The 21,985-nt window shown below is 52.8% G+C and carries 24 protein-coding genes; 8 read left to right on the top strand and 16 right to left on the bottom strand.

Going from position 1 to position 21,985, the window contains the following annotated elements:
- Positions 1-196: 196 nt before the first annotated feature.
- The 3 genes from D5S03_RS00930 to D5S03_RS00920 form a co-directional block, all read right to left on the bottom strand.
- A complete protein-coding gene (locus D5S03_RS00930; protein ID WP_008869660.1) occupies positions 197-1,456 on the bottom strand; it encodes a TRAP transporter large permease in 1,260 nt (419 codons plus the stop codon).
- Positions 1,447-2,013 carry a TRAP transporter small permease gene (locus D5S03_RS00925; RefSeq protein WP_008869659.1) on the bottom strand — a complete coding sequence of 189 codons (567 nt, stop codon included), beginning with the start codon at positions 2,011-2,013 and terminating at the stop codon, positions 1,447-1,449. The genes D5S03_RS00930 and D5S03_RS00925 overlap by 10 nt, the downstream gene beginning before the upstream one ends.
- Before the next feature lie 64 nt (positions 2,014-2,077).
- Positions 2,078-3,034, bottom strand: a complete 957-nt coding sequence (locus D5S03_RS00920; RefSeq protein ID WP_287042404.1) for a TRAP transporter substrate-binding protein — start codon at positions 3,032-3,034, stop codon at positions 2,078-2,080.
- Between the two features lie 257 nt (positions 3,035-3,291).
- On the opposite strand from D5S03_RS00920, the gene D5S03_RS00915 reads away from it, so the two are divergent.
- On the top strand, positions 3,292-3,795 hold the full coding sequence (locus D5S03_RS00915; protein ID WP_008869657.1) for an HPP family protein: 504 nt from the start codon (positions 3,292-3,294) through the stop codon (positions 3,793-3,795).
- A gap of 109 nt (positions 3,796-3,904) precedes the next feature.
- On the opposite strand, the gene D5S03_RS00910 is transcribed toward D5S03_RS00915, so the two are convergent.
- The 4 genes from D5S03_RS00910 to D5S03_RS00895 all read right to left on the bottom strand — a co-directional run bounded on the left by D5S03_RS00910 (position 3,905) and on the right by D5S03_RS00895 (position 5,976).
- A complete protein-coding gene (locus D5S03_RS00910; protein ID WP_008869656.1) occupies positions 3,905-4,102 on the bottom strand; it encodes a hypothetical protein in 198 nt (65 codons plus the stop codon).
- Positions 4,103-4,137: 35 nt separating this feature from the next.
- Positions 4,138-4,359 (bottom strand): hypothetical protein, encoded by a 222-nt coding sequence (locus tag D5S03_RS00905; protein ID WP_287042403.1) that lies wholly within the window; start codon positions 4,357-4,359, stop codon positions 4,138-4,140.
- A 13-nt stretch (positions 4,360-4,372) separates the two neighbouring features.
- Positions 4,373-4,831, bottom strand: a complete 459-nt coding sequence (locus tag D5S03_RS00900; RefSeq protein ID WP_008869654.1) for a DUF4168 domain-containing protein — start codon at positions 4,829-4,831, stop codon at positions 4,373-4,375.
- Between the two features lie 692 nt (positions 4,832-5,523).
- Entirely contained in the window at positions 5,524-5,976 is a 453-nt protein-coding gene (locus tag D5S03_RS00895; protein ID WP_083803953.1) for a hypothetical protein, read from the bottom strand.
- Positions 5,977-6,194: 218 nt separating this feature from the next.
- On the opposite strand from D5S03_RS00895, the gene D5S03_RS00890 reads away from it, so the two are divergent.
- Positions 6,195-6,410, top strand: a complete 216-nt coding sequence (locus tag D5S03_RS00890; protein WP_144311482.1) for a hypothetical protein — start codon at positions 6,195-6,197, stop codon at positions 6,408-6,410.
- A gap of 20 nt (positions 6,411-6,430) precedes the next feature.
- Positions 6,431-8,503, top strand: a complete 2,073-nt coding sequence (locus D5S03_RS00885; RefSeq protein ID WP_008869652.1) for a S9 family peptidase — start codon at positions 6,431-6,433, stop codon at positions 8,501-8,503.
- A 117-nt stretch (positions 8,504-8,620) separates the two neighbouring features.
- Here the strand turns inward: D5S03_RS00885 and D5S03_RS00880 are convergent, their stop codons facing one another.
- Positions 8,621-9,103: a cytochrome c3 family protein gene (locus tag D5S03_RS00880; protein ID WP_287042402.1), complete on the bottom strand. Its 483-nt coding sequence runs from the start codon at positions 9,101-9,103 to the stop codon at positions 8,621-8,623.
- Between the two features lie 877 nt (positions 9,104-9,980).
- On the opposite strand from D5S03_RS00880, the gene D5S03_RS00875 reads away from it, so the two are divergent.
- Positions 9,981-10,439 carry a hypothetical protein gene (locus D5S03_RS00875; protein ID WP_008869650.1) on the top strand — a complete coding sequence of 153 codons (459 nt, stop codon included), beginning with the start codon at positions 9,981-9,983 and terminating at the stop codon, positions 10,437-10,439.
- 205 nt (positions 10,440-10,644) lie between these two features.
- On the opposite strand, the gene trpS is transcribed toward D5S03_RS00875, so the two are convergent.
- The 4 genes from trpS to D5S03_RS00855 all read right to left on the bottom strand — a co-directional run bounded on the left by trpS (position 10,645) and on the right by D5S03_RS00855 (position 13,430).
- Positions 10,645-11,643 carry a tryptophan--tRNA ligase gene (gene trpS / locus D5S03_RS00870; protein WP_008869649.1) on the bottom strand — a complete coding sequence of 333 codons (999 nt, stop codon included), beginning with the start codon at positions 11,641-11,643 and terminating at the stop codon, positions 10,645-10,647.
- A 279-nt stretch (positions 11,644-11,922) separates the two neighbouring features.
- On the bottom strand, positions 11,923-12,579 hold the full coding sequence (locus tag D5S03_RS00865) for a site-2 protease family protein (RefSeq protein ID WP_008869648.1): 657 nt from the start codon (positions 12,577-12,579) through the stop codon (positions 11,923-11,925).
- Between the two features lie 226 nt (positions 12,580-12,805).
- Positions 12,806-12,994 (bottom strand): hypothetical protein, encoded by a 189-nt coding sequence (locus tag D5S03_RS00860; RefSeq protein WP_008869647.1) that lies wholly within the window; start codon positions 12,992-12,994, stop codon positions 12,806-12,808.
- A gap of 25 nt (positions 12,995-13,019) precedes the next feature.
- Positions 13,020-13,430 carry a PaaI family thioesterase gene (locus D5S03_RS00855; RefSeq protein WP_008869646.1) on the bottom strand — a complete coding sequence of 137 codons (411 nt, stop codon included), beginning with the start codon at positions 13,428-13,430 and terminating at the stop codon, positions 13,020-13,022.
- A 67-nt stretch (positions 13,431-13,497) separates the two neighbouring features.
- Between D5S03_RS00855 and D5S03_RS00850 the strand changes: the two genes are divergently transcribed.
- From D5S03_RS00850 to D5S03_RS00835, 4 genes are all read left to right on the top strand, one after another.
- Positions 13,498-13,860 (top strand): winged helix-turn-helix domain-containing protein, encoded by a 363-nt coding sequence (locus D5S03_RS00850; RefSeq protein ID WP_287042401.1) that lies wholly within the window; start codon positions 13,498-13,500, stop codon positions 13,858-13,860.
- A 231-nt stretch (positions 13,861-14,091) separates the two neighbouring features.
- The gene (locus D5S03_RS00845) at positions 14,092-14,946 is read left to right on the top strand and encodes an ABC transporter substrate-binding protein (protein WP_287042400.1); all 855 of its coding nucleotides are present in this window, start codon (positions 14,092-14,094) and stop codon (positions 14,944-14,946) included.
- A gap of 368 nt (positions 14,947-15,314) precedes the next feature.
- A complete protein-coding gene (locus tag D5S03_RS00840; RefSeq protein WP_287042399.1) occupies positions 15,315-16,019 on the top strand; it encodes an ABC transporter permease in 705 nt (234 codons plus the stop codon).
- The gene (locus D5S03_RS00835; protein WP_287042398.1) at positions 16,016-17,029 is read left to right on the top strand and encodes an ABC transporter ATP-binding protein; all 1,014 of its coding nucleotides are present in this window, start codon (positions 16,016-16,018) and stop codon (positions 17,027-17,029) included. The genes D5S03_RS00840 and D5S03_RS00835 overlap by 4 nt, the downstream gene beginning before the upstream one ends.
- Positions 17,030-17,113: 84 nt before the next feature.
- On the opposite strand, the gene D5S03_RS00830 is transcribed toward D5S03_RS00835, so the two are convergent.
- The 4 genes from D5S03_RS00830 to D5S03_RS00815 all read right to left on the bottom strand — a co-directional run bounded on the left by D5S03_RS00830 (position 17,114) and on the right by D5S03_RS00815 (position 21,983).
- The gene (locus tag D5S03_RS00830) at positions 17,114-19,258 is read right to left on the bottom strand and encodes an ATP-binding protein (protein WP_287042397.1); all 2,145 of its coding nucleotides are present in this window, start codon (positions 19,256-19,258) and stop codon (positions 17,114-17,116) included.
- Positions 19,251-20,507, bottom strand: a complete 1,257-nt coding sequence (locus D5S03_RS00825; RefSeq protein ID WP_287042396.1) for an HDOD domain-containing protein — start codon at positions 20,505-20,507, stop codon at positions 19,251-19,253. Before D5S03_RS00825 ends, D5S03_RS00830 begins: the two co-directional genes overlap by 8 nt.
- Positions 20,508-20,566: 59 nt before the next feature.
- Positions 20,567-20,881: a hypothetical protein gene (locus tag D5S03_RS00820; RefSeq protein ID WP_008869639.1), complete on the bottom strand. Its 315-nt coding sequence runs from the start codon at positions 20,879-20,881 to the stop codon at positions 20,567-20,569.
- A gap of 379 nt (positions 20,882-21,260) precedes the next feature.
- Complete coding sequence (locus tag D5S03_RS00815) at positions 21,261-21,983, bottom strand: 4Fe-4S dicluster domain-containing protein (RefSeq protein WP_287042395.1); 723 nt, start codon at positions 21,981-21,983, stop codon at positions 21,261-21,263.
- Positions 21,984-21,985 lie beyond the last annotated feature (2 nt).

Genomic DNA, 21,985 nt, shown 5'->3' with positions numbered 1-21,985 from the left:
TGACCAGCAAGGCCCGGGCCTACGTAGTCCGGGAGCACAGCCTGGAAGAAATGACCCGCAGGTACATCCGGCTGTACCGGCAGGTGTTAAACCCTGCAGCGCTGACTTGAACATGACAATTCGTTTTCATCCGGAACCGGTTCTTTTCCCTTTGGCTGAGCCTGCCACGCGCCTCGCGTGGTCAATCTGCACAATTTTAAAAAATAACCGGAACAAACAGGGGCAGGTAGACCACGATGAACAGGACCAGGAGCAGGCCCAGGAGAAAGGGGATGACCGAGCGGGATATTCTTTCTATGGGCAGGCCGGTGATGGATGAAGCCACGTAAAGGTTTATGGCCACTGGCGGGGTGATCATGCCGATGGCCAGGCCCATGACCATGATCAGGCCGAAATGTACAAGGCAGATGTCCAGCAGCTTGACCAGGGGCAGCAGTACCGGGGTAAGTATGATCAGGGCCGAGGCGGTTTCCACGAAGATCCCGGTGGCCAGGATGAGCAGGGTGATCAGTAACAGCAGCACGTAGGGATTGGTGGATATCTCCAGCACGGACTGGGCTATCATGGCTGGTATGTTCCAGTTGGCCAGCACCCAGCTCATGACTGAAGAGGTGGCTATGATGAACATGATTACCCCGGTGGTTATGATGGAGCGGCGCATGATGCGGTAGATATCTTTAAGGCCCATGTCCCGGTAAATGAACAGGGAGGCGATGAGGGAATAATTCACCGCAATGACCGCAGCCTCGGAAGGGGTGAAAAAACCCGAGAATATGCCTCCCAGGATAATAAAGGGAGTAAGCAGGCCCCAGATGGCCCTGTAGAAGGTGCGGGCTATGTTGGCAACACTGAACGGAGACCCGGGGGGATAGTCGCGTTGGTATGCCTGGCGGATGGCAATGACGATTAATACCAGGCCCATGATGACCCCGGGGATAAATCCGTTGAGAAAAAGGCGGCTGACTGATTCCTGGGCCATTACCGCATACAGGATCATGGGCACGGACGGGGGGATAACTACACCTATGGTGCCGGAGGCGGCTATAAGGGAGGCGGAGCTGGTTTCACAGTAGCCTTTGCGTTTCAGCTCCGGGACCAGGGAAGAGCCGATGGCGGCAGTGCTGGCTGCCCCGGATCCGGATATAGCCGCAAAGAACATCCCGGCCATGACCGCCACAATGGACAGTCCACCCCTTAAAAAACCCAGCAGAGCGTCTGCAAATTCCACCAGCCTCTCGGAAATCCTGCCTCTGGCCATGATGTCCCCGGCCAGAATGAAAAGGGGGACTGCTATGAGGGAGAAATTGTCAGTGCCGGAAAACATCCTCTGGGCCACAAGCATCAAGGGCACGCCTTCCTGCATGAGAATGACCATGGAGGCCAGTGCAATGGCAATGGCCACGGGCACTCCCAGAAACAAGAGAACCAGAAAAGAGGTGAACAGGATCAGGGCCATTGTTTATTCCCGTCCCGGGGCTGGCTGTCCTGGCCCTGCCCTTCGGCTTTTTTCCCCCTGTAGCCGGGCTGATGCCCGGGAAACATTTCCAGGAGCAGGGCGTGCAGGCCGTAGAGGATCATGACGGCAAAAGAAAAAGGCATCACCGAGTAGATCAGTGGTATGGGGAGCCTTAGAGATGCTGTCACCTGTCCGGATTGAAACTCTATGTAGCTCAGTGCGTACCACATGCCTGCGGCGAAAAAGAAAATAGAGGCTGCAATGGTGGCTGTACGGATGAGGCGGCGCACTATATCCGGCAACAGTCCCACCACAAAGGTGACTGTAATGTGCAGGCCCCTGCGATAGGCCATGGTTGCGCCCAGAAAGGTCAGCCAGACCAGCATGTACCGGGAAAGCTCTTCTGACCAGGGCAGGGCCTGGAAGTATACCCGGAAAACTATCTGCATGCTGATGGCCGTTATCATGGTCAGCAGGGCGCAAAAAGCAATTATGCCTACAACGGCGTCAATGCGGCTGCAGAGTGCATCGACGCCGTTTATTATTTTGCCTGTCAAGGCTGTCAACCTTCTGTATGTGTTTTAATTGTCCAGAAAGTATCTTTTCGGGGATGCCGGGAGGTTAAAGCTCATCCAGGATGCGCTCCAGGTATTCCCCGAAATCATCCCCGTATTTATCATACACCGAGTGCACCTCGCTGCGGAAGGCTTCCAGGTCCGGCTCCTCGATGACCTGCATGCCCCTTTCCTGGAGTTCCTGCAGCTGCTCTTCCTCCATTTCAAAGTTTACCTGCCGTGCATGCTCTGAAGCTTCCTGGGCAGCCTCGACGAATATTTCCTGCTGTTCCGGGGACAGGCCCTGCCAGTTCATCTGGCCCATTACGAAAATAGCCGGGGCATAGGTATGTCTGGTCATGGAAAGGTAATCCTGCTGCTCGTCCAGCTTGAAGGCATGAATGACATTGACCGGGTTTTCCTGTCCGTCAATGGTGCCCTGGCGCATGGCAGTAAGGGCCTCGGTCCAGGCCATGGGTACAGCGTTGGCTCCCAGGGCCCTGAAGGTATCTATGTACACCGGGTTTTCCATGACCCGGATCTTCAGGCCCGAAACGTCCTCAGGAGTGTGCACCGGACGTTTGGAGTTGGTCAGGTTTCTAAAGCCCCGCTCGGCATAGGCCAGGCCTTTGAGGTTGACCCTTTTCAGATTATCCAGCAATTCGCTGCCAATGGGGCCGTCCAGTATGTCATAGGCATCCTCCCGGCTGGGAAAAAGGAAGGGCAGTTCAAGGACTGCGATTTCCTCCACAAAGTTGGCCACTGGACCGTTGGTGATGACCCCCATGTCCACAGTGCCCATGCGCATGCCTTCCAGGAGGTTTCTTTCGTCGCCAAGCTGGGCATTGGGATAAATGGAGATGGAAATCTCCCCGTCGGTGCGCTCCTCTACGATTTCTTTGAATTTCATGGCCGCAATGTGAAAACTGTCTTCTTCATTGACCACATGGGCCAGCCGGATCTCTGTGCTTGCCTGGGCCAGGTCTGGTTCCTTCAGCGTGAAACAAGCTGTTGCAACTACCATAAGCACTGCCGAAAACAAACACGCTAATACTTTTTTCATTTTACCCCTCCGTTTGAATGTTGTGCAAAAGACGGCTATCATAAATATTCAGGCCGCTTTCGAAAGTTTTTTTAACGGAACTGCCCCGGTTGTCAAGTCAGCTCAACTGGTCTAAGCATCCACTCACCAGGCTGCTTTCTAAAGGCTCAAAGCATTTCTGCTCTTTGTTTTTGTGCTGTCCGGGAAAGCAGGGTGCCCTGCAAAGTATGGGGGGATGGATGATAATTAAAAAACTGAGATTAAGGCTGACCAAATTCAGAAGGTACTGGCAGCATTACGTATTTCAGAGTCTGGCAGCTACAGTGGCCCTGTTTGCTCTCATGATGATCATCAACATACAGGAAAAGCCGGTGATTATTGCCTCCATCGGGGCAACAACCTTTATCGTGTTTACCATGCCCGGCTACCTGACGGCCAAGCCCAGAAACGTTATAGGCGGGCATATTATCGGCATGCTGTGCGGTTTTCTTGCTTCTGCAGCCATTATGATCCTGGAAAATCCGCCCACAATCCCCATGGCCATGATTCTTTCCCTGGCTGTAGGTCTGTCCATCTTTGCCATGGTGGTCCTGGATATGGAGCATCCACCCGCTTCGGGAACCGCCCTGGGAGTTGCTCTGCACGGAATTTCGGTCACAGTCACCCTGACCATTCTCGTCAGCATTCTTTTTCTGTCTCTGGTGCACAAGCTGTTCAGGCACCGCCTGAGGGATCTGACCTGATAAACTTACGAAAGCAAAAAGGCAGTAGAGAGGAGGCAAGAGTTGAGGCCCCCCGTATGGAGGGCCTCGCTGTCAGGAGGGGTTTAGCATGAGGAGAAGTGGACCTGGTTTAGAAGCCAGGTTCTTCCTCTCCGGGTTCACCATATTCATCATTTTCGGGTGGCTCATACTCTTCAGGTGCGGGTTCTTCGTACCCTTCAGGTGCACCGGGGTCCTCCATGGGATCTTCATGATCGGGTTCACACCCCATGGAAAAGCCCAGCATAAGTATTGCAGCCAGGGTCAGCAAAAAACCTTTATACCACATTATACGTTACCTCCAAAGTTTATTGAATTCTTAAGTTAGAATGCCGGTTCCTGGCCGGGTTCAGCACCCGGTTCAGCCCCGGGTTCCTGTCCAGGTTCCTGTCCTGGTTCACCGCGCTCGGGTGCTTCATAACCTTCAGGGTCAGGCTGTTCGTATCCGCCGGGGGCACCGGCAGGTTCATGCTGCGGCCCGCAGCCCATGGAAAAAGCGAGCATAAGAACCGCGGCCAGTGTCAGAAGTATTTTCATGAGCCTCATGTCCATGCTCCTGTTAGTAGGCCTGTTCCATGTCCAGTCTGTCCAGCAGGTCGTTTCTCAGTTCTTCGTCAACCTGGGCAGCTTCCATGGCCTGGTTATAAGTTTCCACCTCAAGGCCCTGGTCCTCTACGGCCTCGACCATTTTTTCACCGGCTTCTTCCTGCATCTGCTGAGCTTGTTCAGGGTCCTCAATTCCTTCCAGGTCGGCCTGGAATTCTTCCCTTACTTCGGTAACAGCCTCATAGGCTTCGGCCACCTTGTCCAGTTCAGCATCGCTCAGGTCCACTTCAGGAGCCTCCTGCTGCATCATTTCCTGCTGCTGTTGCTGATCAGGCTGATACTCCTGCTGTTGCTGCTGCTGTTGCTGATCAGGCTGGTATTCCTGCTGGGCTCCGACCTTGAAAGCCATTCCCAGTACAAACATGATTACTACAGCCAGACCAAATACCTTAAGTCCTGTTTTCTGATACATATTTACCTCCATAGTTTAATTTAGTTGAATGCTGATCAGAAATAAGCATTAGCTTGAATCTCTCTTCCAGCAACTGCTGTGCCACTGATTTATTTTTTGGTCTTTTTGGATGCCTGGGGCGGGCTTATTGCTTTTTTATTGCAGTTCAGCATAAAATTATCTTCCAAGTGATATATGCACATATGACAAAAATGACACACTTTAAAAGTGTGCACTTGCGCAGTATGGCTGAAGCTGGTGCACCACCCATATTTGCAGCTTTACAAAATCTGCCTGTTCAGCCGGTCTTTTTAAGATAACGAGGCTGATGCACAGGTGACTGATTTTCCGTAACCATTCAGGAGGGTACCGAAATCACGCCTCTGGCGTGCCTGGGGACAGTTCCCAGGCCTGTGCCAGTAATCAACACCGAGGGGTCCTGAATGGTTACGATTTTCCAGTATTTTCAATGGACTTGGCGAGAGCACTTCCGGGGCGGAAGGGGGTTTAAGACATGCAGGGCTTTATGCAGGGAAATCGAGTATTTTTGGGCGGCTGCAGCTGTTCATGGACGCTGCAGCCGCCAGGTTGTGCTGTTTACCGGTGTTTCCGGTAATAAGGAGGAAGGAGCTGTATGAGAGCGCTCAACCTCTTTTGCCTGCTTTGCACCTGCTTGTCAGGCTGCAAACTTTTGAGGCAAAATTTGAAAGTTATCAGAATGCCGGTTCATCACCAGGTTCCTGCTCTTCCGGGGGTTCGTATCCTTCAGGAGGTTCATACCCTTCGGGAGGGTCGTAGGCGTCAGGAGCCTGGTAGCCTTCAGGAGCTTCCGGTGCGCCCGGCTGTTCTCCAGGAGTCCCAGGTTGCTCACCCGGTGCTCCGGGTTGTTCTCCAGGAGCACCAGGCTGCTCTCCAGGTGCTCCGGGTTGTTCTCCAGGAGCACCAGGCTGCTCTCCAGGTGCTCCAGGCTGTTCACCGGGAGCCCCGGGTTCCTGGGTTCCAGCGGGTGGTTCAGGTGCATCAGGAGCTCCTGGATCTTCAGCTCCTGGGTCGCCAGGGGAATCAGGCTGGTAGCCTTCCTGGGCCTGGGCTTTGAGCCCCAGGCCGAGAACCAGCATCAATACAAAAGTGATGCTTAGAATTTTGTTTGTAAACTGTGAAAACATGAGTACCTCCGGTTTTTATTTGAAAATTCGGCTCAATCTGCAGAGCAGAATGAGGGCGGCTTTGCAGCCGGCTCACAAAAATAAGATATAACAGGCTTTTGCAATAGTTAAAGCCTGTTATATATTAAGCCTTGAAGCTTCTTTAATATTTTATTAGCAACGTTCATGCCAAGAGAATTACAGCTGTTTTTATTCTTGTGTTCCAGGGGGTTGGCGGTTTGAATTCTGCAGGAGGTAAAGCTTTTATTGTCCGGCCAGGAACCTTTGTGTGCAATTCTGGCATAGCAATGGGCCATGGGGTTGCAGCAGGCATAAGGCCTGAAATAAAATCCAGGCTGCCCATGGAGGTTTTGACCTCGAAAGTAAAAAATGGGATTATGATCCTCACTATTAAAGAAAACAGGGGAAACGCCTTGCTGTCTTTTATAAAATAAGTTGCAACGGAGGAAGCTTAATGAAAAGTCTTACGGTCTTGTTATGGTTTGCAGTGTTTGCATGTCTGACGATTGCATTTCCTGTTAATGCCCTTGGAGAGTCCGGTAACAAGCTGGATTATCTTGAGGATCTGCCGCCTCTTCTGGACAGGGAGCTTTTTTTCGATGACCCGGAAATGGACAGCGCAACAATATCTCCTGATGGAGAAAAAATAGCCTTCAGGCAAAAGTTCCAGGGGGTGATGAATATCTGGGTCAAGGACCGGGAAGATTCTTTTGAAGAAGCCAGGCCCCTGACCGACGACGAGCATCCCATAAGGATGTTTTTCTGGAGCAGGGACAGTGAAAATATTCTTTATGCCCAGGATAAACAGGGGGATGAAAATTTCAACCTGTATGCCGTGGATCCTGCGGGGGAAACAGCTGAGGATGCTGATGTGCCTGAATCAAGAGCCCTGACAGACTACGAAGGGGTCCAGACCAGGGTGATAGCCAGGCCAGAGGAAAAACCGGAGTATGTCGTGGTTGCGGTGAACAACCGCGATCCTGCTTTGCACGATGTTTACAAGATTCATGTTCAAAGCGGCGAGCGCGAGCTGATATTTAAAAACGAGCACAATATTACCAGCTGGAAGGTGGATGAATACGGTCGCATCAGGTTTGCATCCAGAGAGACTCCTGATGGGGGCACAGAAATCCTGAAGCTGGAAGAAGGTGAACTGGAGCAGGTCTACCGGGTGGATTTCGGGGAAAGCGCCAGAATAGCACATCTGCCGCGGGGTTATGACAACGACCGGGTTTATCTGGTAACCAACAGGGGCGATGCAGATTTGACCAGGCTGGTTCTTTTTGATCCCCAAAGCGGTGATAAAGAACTTGTGGAAAAAGACCCCGAAGGAGAGGTTGACTTTGGAGGGGCCATATTTTCCCGGGTTACTGACGAGCTCCTGGCCACCTACTACGACGGTGATAAAGAGCGGGTTTACTTTCACGAAGATGAATTCAAGGAGGATTACGAAAGGATAAGGGCCATGCTCCCTGAAGGCGATATAACTTTTCGTTCCAGGACCCAGGATGAAGACATGTGGATCATCAGCGTCAGCCGCGACGTTGATCCCGGCTCGGTATATCTGTATGACCGGGACTCCGGAGAGGTCGATCTGCTCTATCGTTCCCGGCCGGACCTGCCTACTCAGTACCTGGCCAGCATGGAGCCTATAAGGTACGAGGCCCGGGACGGGCTGGAGATTCCGGCCTACCTTACCCTGCCCAGGGGTGTGGAGCCGGAGGACCTGGCCCTGGTGGTCATGCCCCATGGAGGTCCCTGGGTCAGGGACTACTGGGGTTATGATCCCCAGGCACAGTTTCTGGCCAACCGGGGATATGCAGTGCTGCAGCCAAATTACAGGGGCTCTTCCGGATTTGGAAAAGAGTTTTTGAATGCCGGCAACAAAGAGTGGGGCACGGGCTACATGCAGCACGACATCACCGATGGAGTGAAGCATCTCATTGAAGAGGGTGTTGTAGACTCGGATCATGTAGGTATTTACGGGGCCTCCTACGGTGGTTTTGCTACCCTGGCCGGCCTGGCCTTCACCCCGGATCTTTACGCCGCAGGGGCTTCCATGGTCGGGCCGTCGAATATCATTACCCTGATAGAATCTGTGCCGGAGTACTGGAAGCCCATACTCAAGTCCTTCAAGCTAAGGGTTGGTGATCCTGAAGATCCGGAGGACAGGCAACGCCTGAAGGAGCAGTCCCCGCTTTTTTCGGCTGAGAATATCCAGGCCCCGCTGCTGGTGGCTCAGGGGGCCAATGACCCCAGGGTGCCCAAGCGGGAGTCAGACCAGATAGTAGCCGCCCTCAGGGACCAGGGTCAGGTGGTGCAGTACCTGGTGGCCCCGGATGAAGGGCACGGTTTTGCCAGACCGCAGAACAGGCTGGCCTTTTTTGTGGAACTGGAAAGGTTTCTGGCCAGCTTTCTGGGCGGACGCGGTCAGACCGATGTGCCCACCGAGGTGGCCCAGAGGCTGGCGGAGATAATTTATGATCTTGAGGAGGTAGAGGTGGAAGCACCTGAATCGCTGGACTGATACTATCGTGCAGGGGGTCAGGGTTTAAACGATACGCCTGCAGAACTTACTTTTTGCAGGCGTATCAGCTAAGCTGGTAAAAAGGGGAGCAAGCACTCCCCTTTTTTGTTCCAGGACTTATTCGCCGCCTGTATGGCAATCATTGCATGCTACTGGACCGGTTTCTTCACCTTCCCTGGTCATGTCGCGGTGGCAGTCCATGCACTGGTCGTGATAGGCCTTTTCGAAGTACCTGATGTCTCTTTCGTCATCAGCATCTTCAGCCACTGCCATGTCGTGACAGCCCTCGCTCATGCAGCCTGTAATCTCGTTGGTTTCATCCAAGGGTTCACCCTGCTCGTCGTGATGGCATTCGCCACAGTCATAATCCCCGTGCACTGTGTGCGAGAAAGGAACAGGGTCATATTCCATCTCCCCCTCTTCTTCCACGTACTCTTCAGGGGCATAGAGCATCCATTCGTCCGCATATGAGCCGAATTCGTACTCCATGTCCTGATCCTTTTCCTCGTGCTGAGTGGTGAGCCCTGCATAAATGCTCGGAAGCACCAGGAAGCCGAAAAAAAAGGCGACCACCGTACCGATGACAACAGATTTTCTCATAACTACACCTCCTTATGTGTTTATGGCATTGTGAATTGAGGCACATGCCGGTTGAATGATAAAATATAAGTAAAAAAAATGTCAAATACGAGTTTTCGTTATAAACCTGTACTGATCACTCCTTTCGTAAAGCAATGGTTGTGCCAGATTTGACAATCATCGATAAATTTCATTTATCCTTTAGAAATTATTGTCTTATTTCCTGTGATTTAAAATAGTCAATACATGTCTGTATAACCGCTTGTGTGTCATAAAGGCACTTAATAGTCCTGTAAAAGATTAAGATTGTGTATGCAGTACAAACTGACATTGTTTTTTCATTCCACACAAAATTATAATTGTTCGTATTAAACAGATAAAAAGTAGAAATTCAAGTATTCACGATCTTATTGCTTTGAAGGGCATGGCTGTTGCTTTGATATTCATATAGAAGGCCCTGTTGGGAAAAAAATACCGGGGGGCAGGCTGGGTGAGCCCGATTGGGGTGGGCCTGGGCAGGGATTTTTTCGAGGTTTATGTAGTCATAAAAAGTGTGAGACGTTGGTTATCGTTTGCGGAATTTTTTTCTGACCCTGGACTTAGCCTCTGGGCCTTTTGTTTTTTTACGCAGAGAGCGTGACCAAGGGCAAGCCGGCAGTGCCGGGTGTACCAGTTACGCTGACCATGCAATGAGAAAGCGTTACAGCTTTTGTAACAGTTCAGCCTTTTTTAAGGAAAACTGGGGGCAGGCAGCCCAGTACTTATTTTTCTGAAGGATGGCTGAGTTTTTAAAAAATCAGTGCGGGAAGACCCGGTCCCCATGCCATATGTAGACGGCTGAGCTGTTACCAGCTTTTTAAATTTTCGGTCCCTCATCAACAAACAATGGAGGTGCTTTATGGCGGAAATCGAAGGGGGAGTAAGCCTGGGATCAATGGGGCATGACGTCCAGAAAAAAGACCAGGTCAAAAAGCCCCAAGGACCAGAAACAACAGACAAAAACAATGAATTGAACGCCCCGAAAACAGGCAGACCTGAAAAGCCTGCTCCGGAAAAGTCTCAGAATCCCATGGAGATGAAAAATAAGGAGCCGGCTAAAATGTCCCTGGAAGAAGAGGCTCAAAAAACAGTAAACAATATGCCGCTGGCAGACGGGGCGCAGCAGTCCCCTGGTATCGGCATGCCGGGTGCCACTCAGCCTCAGCCCATGGGAGGTGCAAGCCCGATGCAGGGCATGCCTGCAGGTGGATCGGCATTTGGAGCTCCGGCGGGAATGAACTCAGCAGGTGCGGGACCAGGAGCAGGACCCATGCCTGGAATGCCGGGCCAGGGGTCCATGCTGAACACCATGGTTTAACTAACAGGGCACAGGAACATGAGGGACCGAATTATTTTGAAAAATTTTGCTGTGAAGACGACGGTCATTTAAAAGATGCGACTGCAAAAAGTTTTTTTTGCAGTCGCGGGAGTCAGGAGACAGGGGTCAGGAGTCAGTAAAAACAAAGCTTAGGAGTTCGATTCATTGCTGAATTACTCATAATCCGACTTTTTGCAGGCGTATCTTAAAAATCAAAGCCCAGCTTTTCCCGGATAAGTTCCATGGTCCGGGCTGCTTCATGCCTGGCCTGGGTATTGCCGGTGTTCAGTATCTCACTTAGAAGCTCCGGGTGGTCATCCATCCGCCTTCTTCTTTCCTGTATGGGGGCCAGGAATTCTTCCAGGTGGGTCAAAAGCAGCTTTTTGCAGTCCACGCAACCCCATTTGGCCTGGGTGCAGTTTTCCCGGATTTCCCGGCAGGTCTCTTCCGGGGTCATAAGCCGGTGATAAGGGTACAGGTTGCAGACCTCGGGGTCGCCGGGATCGGCTTTGCGCATGCGGCTGGTATCAGTGAGCATGCTCATGACCTTGGGCCGGATGGTCTCCATCTCCTCTCCGAGGTAGATGCAGTTGCCGTAGCTCTTGCTCATCTTGCGCCCGTCCAGGCCGGGCAGCTTGGCGGACTCTGTCAGCTTGGCCTGGGGCTCGGGCAGGAAGTCTCCGTACAGGTGGTTGAAGCGTCTGGCGATTTCCCGGGTCAGCTCCAGGTGGGGAAGCTGGTCATGCCCCACAGGGACAAAGTCCGGGCGGTAGATGAGAATGTCTGCGGCCTGGAGCACGGGATAACCCAGAAAGCCGTGGGTGTTCAGGTCCTTGTTGATGAGCTCCTGCCTTATCTCCTTGTAGGTGGGGTTGCGCTCCAGCCAGCCCAGAGGTGTGATCATGCTCAGCAGAAGATTCAGCTCTGCATGTTCCTTGATGAGAGACTGCTGGAAGAGGACACACTTTTCCGGGTCCAGACCGGAGGCGATCCAGTCCTTGACCAGCTCGGCCACAAAGGGCTTGATTTTTCTGGGCTCAGCGTACTCGCTGGTCAGGGCGTGCCAGTCCGCAACAAAATAGTAGCAGGTATAGTTTTCCTGAAAATCCACCCAGTTCTGCAGCACTCCGAAGTAATGTCCCAGATGTAGTGGTCCTGTGGGCCGCATCCCGGACACCACCCGTTTTTCACCGCCTTGTCGCATAGATTTATTACCTGTCTGACTTGAGAGTTAAAGGTTATCAGTTAATTTTTTACAGCTGTATGATGCTCTTGCAAAAAGTCGGGAAATGAAAAATTCAGAAATCAACAATCTACATAAAGCTTTGATTTTACTGACCCCTGCTTGCCCCGTGAAACCGGGGTCCCCTTTGGGGTGTTTCACCGGGGACCTCTGATCTCTGACGTCTGTCACGCGTCTTCGCGTGACAAAAATGACTTTTTGCAGTCACATGCTGTATGCGGGCAAAAAATTACCGGCTGTTTAGAACAGCAGGCTGTTAACGAAATTTATCACGTGGCCGAAGACAGTCTGAAATACGCCCAGAAAGAGCAGCAGGATAATAATGATAAAGCCGTATTTTTCCAGCTGCATGTACTGCCCGGCCATGCGCCCGGGCAGAAACGTGGCCAGCACCTTGCTGCCGTCTAAGGGCGGGATGGGGAACAGGTTAAAAATCCCCAGGATGATATTTATGAAGATCCCGAAATAGGCCACCATCATTACCGGCTGCAGGTATCCGGAATTGCCGGGGTCAAGTACAGGCTGCATAATGGCCAGGCCTTGCAGCAGCAGGAAAAAAGCCACGGCCAGGGCAAAGTTTGCCGTGGGACCGGCCAGGGCCACCCAGAAGATGCCTTTCCTGGCATCCTGGAAATAGGAGGGGTTGAAAGGTACAGGTTTGGCCCAGCCGAACAGGAATGGGCTTTTCATGAGTATAAGCAGCAAAGGCAGAAGAACTGTGCCGAATGGATCAGCGTGACGCACGGGGTTCAGGGAAAGACGCCCGGCGTTTCTGGCTGTTGGATCGCCGAAGCGGTAGGCAGTGTAGCCGTGGGCCACTTCATGCAGGGTGACCCCCAGAAGAAGGGGGATGACCATTGGGATTACCTGGTTGACTAAGTAAGAAATATCAAACATTTTTTATCTTTGTGTATGACCTAAAGGTTATCGGTTATCTGTTATCTGTTATCTGTTAATGGCTGAAGAAAGTATCCGCTTATCGCTTCTAAAGAAGACAGGGTCAGGCACCCAGTACTGATTTTTTTGGGAGAAAGCTGCAGCTTATTATGAAAATAGTGCAGACAGGACCGGTTCCCATGCGATATGCAAAGCGATATACATATGCCTCAGGACAAAAAAGCGCCTAAAACCTGGGTTTTTCCTTTCGGGATTCCAGACGAGCCTTCAATTCATCGCGCTGCTTCTTCAACCTGCTTATTTCAAAGCTCAGATCCTGCATATCCTGGCCGGATGCTGCGGCCTGGACTTTTTCGAGCCTGGAAATTTCCTTTTCCAACCGGTATATTTCCTGGGCCAGGTGGCGAATGGACATGTCGGATTCCTGTCGGCTTTGATACTTATGCCCCTGGAACCAGGGGGAAATCCTTTTTAAAGGCTGTACCCTGAAAGGTTGCCACGAGTTTGTCCTGGTCGTTCTTGACTTCTACGCTGTACCCGGACAAAGTTCTGTGGGAAAAAATCTCACTGGCCTGGGCTGAAAGTACAGTACCGGCCTTGGCAGGACGGATGTAGCTTATAGAGGCGTTTATTCCCACCGCGGCCTGGCCGCGGGAATTGGAAGCCGCGGCAAAAGCCAGGTCCGCCAGGGTAAACAGTGCTCCGCCGTGCACCATGTCCAGGCCGTTCAAATGCATTTCCTGGATTGTCATGCGGGCCAGGGCGCTTCCCTGGTTAACTTCCACCAGCTCGATTCCGGACATGCGGGCAAACCGGTCATGCTCGTTTATGAAGTCCTTGATGGCTGACATGCAGGCTTAATAACCCTGCAAGGCGTATTTGGCAACCTGAAAATAAAGCCCCTTAAATGGAGAGGTCATGAAAAGCAAGTATGATGTGGGTCTAAGCGTCTGGCTCCATACAGGCAGCGAGACCATTTTCTGTCAGGGCAGGGCGCTGCTCCTGGAAGGTATTGAAGAGCACGGATCCCTGCGTCAGGCGGCCAAAAGCCTGGGCATGTCCTATCGTGCGGCCTGGGGCAAATTGAAAAAGACCCAGGATATCCTGGGCTTTGACCTGGTGGTTCTAAGCGGTGAGCAGCCCCGGCGTTACGAGCTTACTTCCAGGGCCAGGGAGATTTTAAACGCCTTCAATTCCTGGCGCAACAGGATGAAGACAATTGCCGGGAAAGAGGCCCGGGAACTTCAGGAATTGTTTAAAGGTGCCGGGCCTGAAAAGTAAATTTAAAAACTGCATTCATTTAGAACGAACCACCCCCAGCCCCTCCTTAACCAAGGAGGGGAGCAGTCCGTGCTAAAGCATTTAGCCCTGCCTTATAGCCTTCCCCTGTAATCAACTTTTTTATTCAGAACACAGTGTCTTCCAGCCTATGTTTTTTTTAACATAAATTTACTATGTTCGAATGCATGCTACTATACACCACTGCAGCCTGAAACCGGACAGGAGGTCAGGATGGTCAGGATTTCACTTTTTTTACTGTTGGCCGCCTTTCTGGGTGTGAGCGGGTGCCATGGCGACCAGGTCCAGGACCGGGACAGGGTGCTCACCATGAGCACCACCACCAGCACCGAGGCTTCGGGTCTGCTGGACCATCTTCTTCCGGAGTTTAAGGCAGATACCGGAATAACAGTGCGGGTCATGTCCAAGGGTACCGGCGCCGCCCTGCGCGATGGCATGGACGGCAATGCCGACGTGGTCATGGTCCATGATGTGGAAAGGGAAAATCAGTTTGTAGAAGATGGCTACGGCACCAAGCGCTATTATGTAATGTACAACGATTTTATTATTGTCGGACCTGAAGAGGATCCGGCAGGCATCGGGGACGCTGCAGACGTTGCCGAGGCCATGAGGCTTATTGCAGATGCCGGGGAGCCTTTTGTTTCCAGAGGCGATGGCAGCGGTACCCACGGCAGGGAAAAACAGCTCTGGGAAGAAAGCGGGCTGGAGATTACCGCTTCCAGTGAGCCGGCAGACGGAGCGGGCTGGTATTTTTCCATAGGCCAGGGCATGGGAGAAGCGCTGCTCTTTGCCGAGGAAAAGAACGGCTACGTTCTTGCGGACAGGGGAACCTATCTGCAGTACAAGTACGGCAGGGATGCAGAATATGATCTGGAGATCGTTTACGAGGGCGGAGACATGCTGGAGAACCCTTACGGGGTGATTCCGGTTAACCCGGAGAAACACCCCCACGTGAAATATGATCTGGCTAAGGAATTCGCGGTGTGGCTGGTTTCCGAGCGTGGACAGGAGGTCATTGGGTCCTACGAACTTCTTGGCTCACAGCTTTTTATTCCAGATGCAAAGTAAGATGCAACGCATCTATCCACCATATTCTACTTAAAGTATTCACAGATCACGTAAAGAATAGAATATCTCACGCCCGGGCCTGCCGGCCTTAGAGGCGCAGAGCTTGGGAGGGGAGAAGCAAATATTCATATCCACCGAGCCGGTGTATATGAATAACAAGCTCCCCGGCAGAATAGAGAGCCTTGTCTTATTGTTCCCACGCTCTGCGTGGGAACATTCCCCGGACGCTCCGCGTCCACAATGACCGCAGGAGCGGTCGGGCTACGCTCCCACGCAGAGCGTGGGAGCGATAAAAAAACCTGTTCACCGGATTTTTTGGATATTCCGGTGAACAGCAATAATTGATATCAAAGGGTTTATTTAATTTAATGGAAGGCTTTTTAATCAGCAGCCTGGCTGAAGCGGTGCGTATGCTCTGGTCCCTGGATCCGGAGCTGTATTTTATCGTTTACATATCTCTGTATGTAAGCTTCTTCTCAACCCTGATAGCTTCCGTTCTGGGTATTCCCCTGGGCTTTCTGGTGGCGGTTAAAGAGTTTCGGGGAAAAAGGGCTGTAATCACCATCCTGAATACCCTGCTTGCCCTGCCCACTGTGGTTATCGGGCTCTTTGTCTACGCTTTTCTGTCCAGGCGGGGGATCCTCGGCGATCTAGGCATGCTGTATACCCCCTGGGCCATAGTGGTGGGCCAGGTTATTCTTATCACGCCCTGGGTGACCACCTTCACCCTTGCAGCGGTCAGCCGGATAGATTCCCGCTACAGGCGCACAGCCATGACCCTGGGGGCGAACCTGTGGCAGACTTCCCTGTCCATAGCCAAGGAGGCCCGCTACGGGATCCTGGCCGCCATCATAGCCGCCTTTGGCCGGGCCATAGCAGAAATCGGCATTGCCATGATGCTGGGTGGAAATATCAAGGGATTCACCCGGACCATGACCACGGCCATGGCCTTAGAGCACAACAAGGGTGAATTCATACTGGCCCTGGGCCTGGGGATTGTTCTTTTATCAATCAGCCTGTTTATGAATATCTTTATGCAGCTGGTGCAGGGACGTTACGGGAGTGCCAGATGAGCCTGTATGTTTTAAGGGATGTCCAGCAGATATTCGAGGGGCGCACTGTCCTGGACCTGCCCGAGCTTGTGCTGGAGGCGGGGCAGAGCTATGCCCTGCTTGGCCCCAACGGTTCCGGCAAAACCACCCTTCTGCATATCCTGGCCATGCTCAATGCTCCGGCAAAGGGCAGGGTCTTTTACAAGGGCCAGGAGATCAACTGGAAGGCCAACTATCTGACCCCCATCCGCAGAGAGCTGGTCCTGGTGGATCAGCACCCCATCATGTTCAGTACTACTGTGGTCAAAAACGTTGAGTACGGGCTCAAGGTGCGGAGGATCAATTCCGCAAAGCGCAGACAGACAGCCATGGAAAGCTTAGAGCGTGTGGGCATGCAGGATTTTGCCCATCGACCGGCACATCAATTGTCCGGGGGGGAGACCCAGAGAGTAGCCATCGCCCGGGCCATGGCCTGCTCGCCCCAGGTAATGCTCTTTGATGAGCCTACTGCCAGCGTGGACGTGGAAAACCAGGCAGTAATAGAGAAGATCATCGAGAGCATCCGCAAAGAAAGAGAGATAACGGTTATTTTTTCCACGCATAAGCGTCTGGAAGCTTCCAGGCTGGCGGAGCACAGGGTCTTTTTGTTTGAGGGCAGGCTGACAGGACCTGGCGGGGAGAATATTGTGCCCGGATACGTTGCCCTGAAAGACGGCAAAAAGGTTTGTGTTGTAAGGGAGAAACTGGAACTGCAGGTGGAGTCGAACATTGACGGGCCGTGCAGGATCCAGGTTCACCCGGAAAAAATCGGTATTTACAACAAGGACCAGGTAATTGATTCAGAGCAGGTTGTGCCGGGCAGAGTATTGCAGATGACCGACGAAGGTGGGCAGATCAGGGTTTTGCTGGATATCGGCTTTCCCATACGGTCCCTGGTGAGCAGGGAAGATATTGCCAGAAGCGGGATCTTGGTGGGCGACGAGGTTTATGTGGGGGTCGAGGCAGGTGCTGTCGATGTTGTTTCCAGGTAACCAGGTGTTTTTTGGGTCATGAAAAAGCTGTGAATTCTTTTATCCATTTGAAAAATGAATTCTTCGTTGCACTGTTGATGCATTTCACTCATCGCCCTGGATGTCGGTCTTCTGAGCAAAAGCTTTCATTCGCTGCAGCTCTTCCTTGAGGGCCTGGCAGTCCTGTTCTATTCCGGCCCAGTTTTCCAGGCCGGCGTTTTTTTCCAGGCTTTGGGCCAGGTCCCTGGCCCTCTCGGCGCAAAGCGTACTCATGGTTCCCTTGAGGGTGTGGGCCAGCCGTTTCATCCTCTGGGCGTCCCGGGCCTGAAGTACTTCATCCAGTCTGGCAATATGTGCCGGCTGCTCCTGAGTGGTGAAAAGCTGCACAAGGTGCAGCCAGAACCTGCTGTCCTCAAACATTTCCTGCACAAGGTCCATGTTCACAGGCCCGTTTTCCTGAAGGTCCTTCAACGGGTCTTGATTTCCGGAACTCAGGGAAGACTCAGCGGCGGCTGAACCGGCCAGAGCATTTACTTTGGCCAAAAGCAGCTTTGGGTGCACTGGTTTGCTTAAGTGATCATCCATCCCGGCATCCAGGAAGTTCTGGCGGTCTGTCTGCATGGCATAGGCTGTCAGGGCGATAATGGCGGGTTTCTGCGGGGCCAGGGCATCTCTGATGCGCCTGGAGGCTTGGATGCCGTCCATTCCGGGCATCTGGATATCCATGAGCACCAGGTCCAGGGGGTTGTTTAAAGCCTCTTCCACAGCCTGAATCCCGTCATGGGCCTCGATAACCCTGTGCCCGGCCTGCTCCAGGATGTGCCTGACATACATCCGGGGCAGGTCTTGATCTTCGGCTACCAGAATGTTCAGGGGCTCGGGAGGCGTCTGTTCCTCTGCATCCGGGTCCTGTACCTCTTCTGCCTGCCCTTCCGGAGGCAGTTCAAAGCTGATGTTCATGGTGAAGCAACTGCCCTCGCCCTCCTTGCTGTGGACACTTATGGAGCCGCCCATGAGGCGGACCAGGTACCTGGTGATGGCCAGGCCCAGGCCTGTACCCCCGTATTTCTTGGAGTAGGAGCCGTCCGCCTGGGTGTAGGCCTCAAACAGCCTGGGCAGCACATCTTTTGGAATCCCAATGCCGGTATCCTGCACCCAGAAGTTGACCCCGCAACTTTTCTCATTCTTTATGAGGACTTCAGCCCCGAGCTCAACCCAGCCTTCCCGGGTGAACTTGACTGCATTGCTGAGCAGGTTGCGCAGGATCTGACCCAGCCTGTGCATATCTGCGCGGACCAGGCGGGGCAGTCCTGGATCCATGCGCAGGCGCAGGTCCAGTCCCTTTGTCCCGGCCTGGGGCCTGAAGGTATTCAAGTTTTTGGCCAGTTCGTGGTGCAGATCGAAGTTTTCAGGGATCAGTTCAATTTTGCCGGCCTCGATCTTGGCCAGGTCCAGAGAATCGTTGATAATGCTGTGCAGGGCCTCGGCGGAATCCTTGCAGGTATTCAGGATGGACAGCTTCTTAGTGTCTTCTTCCATGGGAGCCAGAAGCTTCAGCCCGGAAATAATCGAGCTTATGGGAGTGCGCAGTTCATGGCTCATGTTGGCCAGGAACTCGCTCTTGGCCCTGGAGGCTTCCAGGGCGGCCTCTTTGGCTGTGCGCAGTTCGGCGTTGGACTGGGTCAGCTGGTTGTTCATCTGTCTTATGTTGCGGTAAAGCTCGAAGCTTTCCAGGGCACCGGCCACGGACATGAAGATGATGGTGGCAAGCATCTGGATGCTGTCCATGACCTCTTTGTACTCCCCGTCCAGGACTCCGAAAAAAATCCCACGGGTGCGGCTGCTGGTCTTCATGGCGTGCAGCATGAGCTGGTCCCCGCTCAAGGCGGTAACCACCACCGGCTTATTACGACCCAGGGCCCAGGCAAAGGTCTTGTCATCCACCAGGACCTGCATTTCTGTGGAAATTGTTTCCAGGCACTCTTCAGGTTCGCAGTATCCAGGATAAAACGAGGAGTCCTGTTCATCCACCAGGAAAAAGCACAGTGACTTGAAAGCTATGAGTTTTTTGAGCCTGTCCGCGGCTTCCCTGAGGATCATGTCCGGGGTGTCCACCTGATTGAGGCTGTTTTCAAAATTGCTCATGGAAGCGGCCAGTTCCAGGGCCTGCATGGAGGCACGCTTTTCCTGGGTGAGGTAGTTGACCTGTTCCTCAAGGAACCTGATGCGTTGCTCAAGATCATCAGTCATGCGTGCCTCCCAGAAAGATTCTTTCTATCTCGTATACCTGGCGCAGGGCCATGCTTTTGATCCAGGTAAATACGGTTTTATTCATTTTCAGCTCCTGCCAGGCCGTGGAATTGAGCGGGGGTACGAACAGATTGCCGCTGCTGCCGAAATCCAGGGCCTGGACCAGGATGTCGGCCACATGCACGATGGAGGGTTCAAGGATGTTCAAGGCGCTGCAGGGCTGATGGTGAGAGCGTACAGGGTTTTCCAGGCTTATGGGGAAATGCCATTTTTTTAAAAGTTCACCGCCAAGTAAAGCGTGATCAAAACCAAGTACTCTGGATTCAGCTTGAAACAGGGGCATGCCGGAGCGGGCTGCGTATTCCAGTATCTCCCCGCAGGGTCCGGGAAGGTGGTTGAACATGACCAGGCGGCCAATGTCGTGTGTCAGCCCGGCCACAAAAAAGGTCTCCTCGGAAAGGCCCTGCTGCTTGTCAGCCAGCAGTCTGGACAGGACACCGCAGGCTATGCTGTGTCTCCAGAATGACTTCATGTCCACACTGCTTTGGGGGATGCCGGAGAAGTAATGCACCACAGAGATGCCCAGGGCCAGGGTGGACAGTTCGTTGGTGCCCAGGATGGCCACGGCCCTGGGGATTGTATCGATTTTCCTGGGAAAGCCGTAGAAGGGGCTGTTGACCAGGCGCAAAAGCTTGCCCGAGAGGCTGGCGTCCTTGCCCACCACTTTGGCTATGTGCGTGGCTGAGCTGCGCGGAGACTGCAGTACTGCATTTATCTGGTGATATATATCTGGAAAGGTTGCAAGCCTGGTCTGCTCACCGATTATGTCCGCTGCTGTAACTAAAGGATGGCCGGCCAGAATCTTTTCAGGGTCCGGGGCCTGATCACCTGTATTGCAGGAGGGGGGTAAAACGAAATGCCCCTTGCCCTGTCCCGCGGCCTGGTAGACTGCCAGCTTGAAAATTTCGCGCATGGCCGGGAGGGACAGATCCGTGCAGGCAAAAAAAGGCTGCAGCTGTTGCCTGGTGTGGTTCAAAAGTTCCCTGGTAAGCTTGGGTTCCTGGTGGGAGTTTTGCTCCTGACCATCACCCTGAACATGAGCATCCACCACTCCCCAGGTCTTGAGAACAGTGATATTACGCGGGGTAAGTTCCGTGCCTGTACCCAGGAGTAACCGGCCGTTGGGGGCTAGCACGTCCCGTTCCAGAACCATGCCCGGTTTGAGTTCGTCTACACTTAAAAGTCCCACAGAGCATCTCCTGTTTAGCCGGCCCACAGTCTTTGGTCTTATCCGGGACAGCTGATCACTTACAGAACCTTGCGCTCAATGTTTTGGGCGGTCTGTTCCTCGAAAATACCCATATTATATACCCTGACCTTGGTGCTGCGTGGAAATTCTTTCTTGAGAAGTGTTTTCAGCAGTTTTTTCAGTTTTTTGAAGGGAACATGCTCAAAACGTTCCCGGAAAAAGCCGTTTTCGATTATCAGGAAATCATCATCGCCTTTTTTCACCAGGAGCAGGTAGCGGTTGCGCTTGTAGGTGCGCATATCCAGGTAATGACCATGGGGAAGATTTTCCAGACGCTCAAGTATGGCCGGGATGATATTGCTCTTGTCTATCATAGGGTCAGCCTTGTATAGCCATAAAACAAAGCCCATGCAAGTATAGTTCTGGCCCGCAAAATCAGTGGCCTGCCCCCTGAGTAAGGCAAAGGGTGTGCATAATGCAAGACCTGACATTTCAGGGTTGAAAGTCAAAATAGGTTTAACCATGAAGGGCATTAAGGGACATGAAGGCAAGAAAAAGAAATAAGGGAGATCCACTTAACTCTCAGGGAGCATGCAGGCATTCAGGCCTGTTTGACAAGGAAAAAGGATGGATATGGCAGGCGGTTAAAAATGTGCAAGATATTGACCCCCGAGGGCAGGAAAGCGCCGGGAGCGCTTTCTTGCCCTCGGGGGTCTGGGGCCGGAATCAAGTTCCGGCCCCTTTAGTTATGGTTTATACTCTGGGCCTGTTGTTTCTAAACAGCCTGGCAAAGGCCTCCTTGCGTGTAAAACGCTTGGGGCCGTGCAGACTGGCCACGGCTGAGTGGAAGAAGTCCGACGGCTTTCTGTGGAAGAGATAGATCACGCGCACAGAATTGGGGTCGCCCAGGACTGCGTCGGGATATATCTGCTTGACTTCGTCCAGCCTCTCTTCGGCCATGGCCTTCATGTCCTCCAGGTCGCCGAAGTGCATACTGCCCGTGGGGCAGGCGAGTACGCATGCCGGAAGCATGCCGTTTGTGACCCGGTCAAAGCACATGTCGCACTTGGAGATGACTCCTGATTCTTCGTCCTCCCTGGGGATGTCATAGGGACAGGACTGACGGATCTCATCGGGGAACAGGTTTTTGGTCCTGCCGGTGAACATGACCGTGCCGGTCTCATATTCCTGCAGGATGGCCTGCTCGTCATCCATGTCCCCCACCATCTTACAGGGAGGCGAGATGCAGTGGCGGCACTGATCCGGGAAGAACAGCCAGTCCTTGACCTGGCCGTTTTCCACGAGTTCCTCAAAGCGTACCAGTTTGTAGGTGATAAAGGACAGGTCCTCGGGGTTCTGGTAAGAGCCCCAGTTGTGAGTGTCCTCAGCAGGCAGTTTGTGCCATTGCTTGCAGGCCACCTGGCAACCCCGGCAGGCCGTGCATTTGGTCAAATCTATAAAAAATCCCTTACCCATAA

This window comes from Desulfonatronospira sp. MSAO_Bac3 (assembly GCF_003838035.1).
Classification (GTDB): domain Bacteria; phylum Desulfobacterota; class Desulfovibrionia; order Desulfovibrionales; family Desulfonatronovibrionaceae; genus Desulfonatronospira; species Desulfonatronospira thiodismutans.
This window is presented reverse-complemented; position numbering and strand designations above follow the sequence as displayed.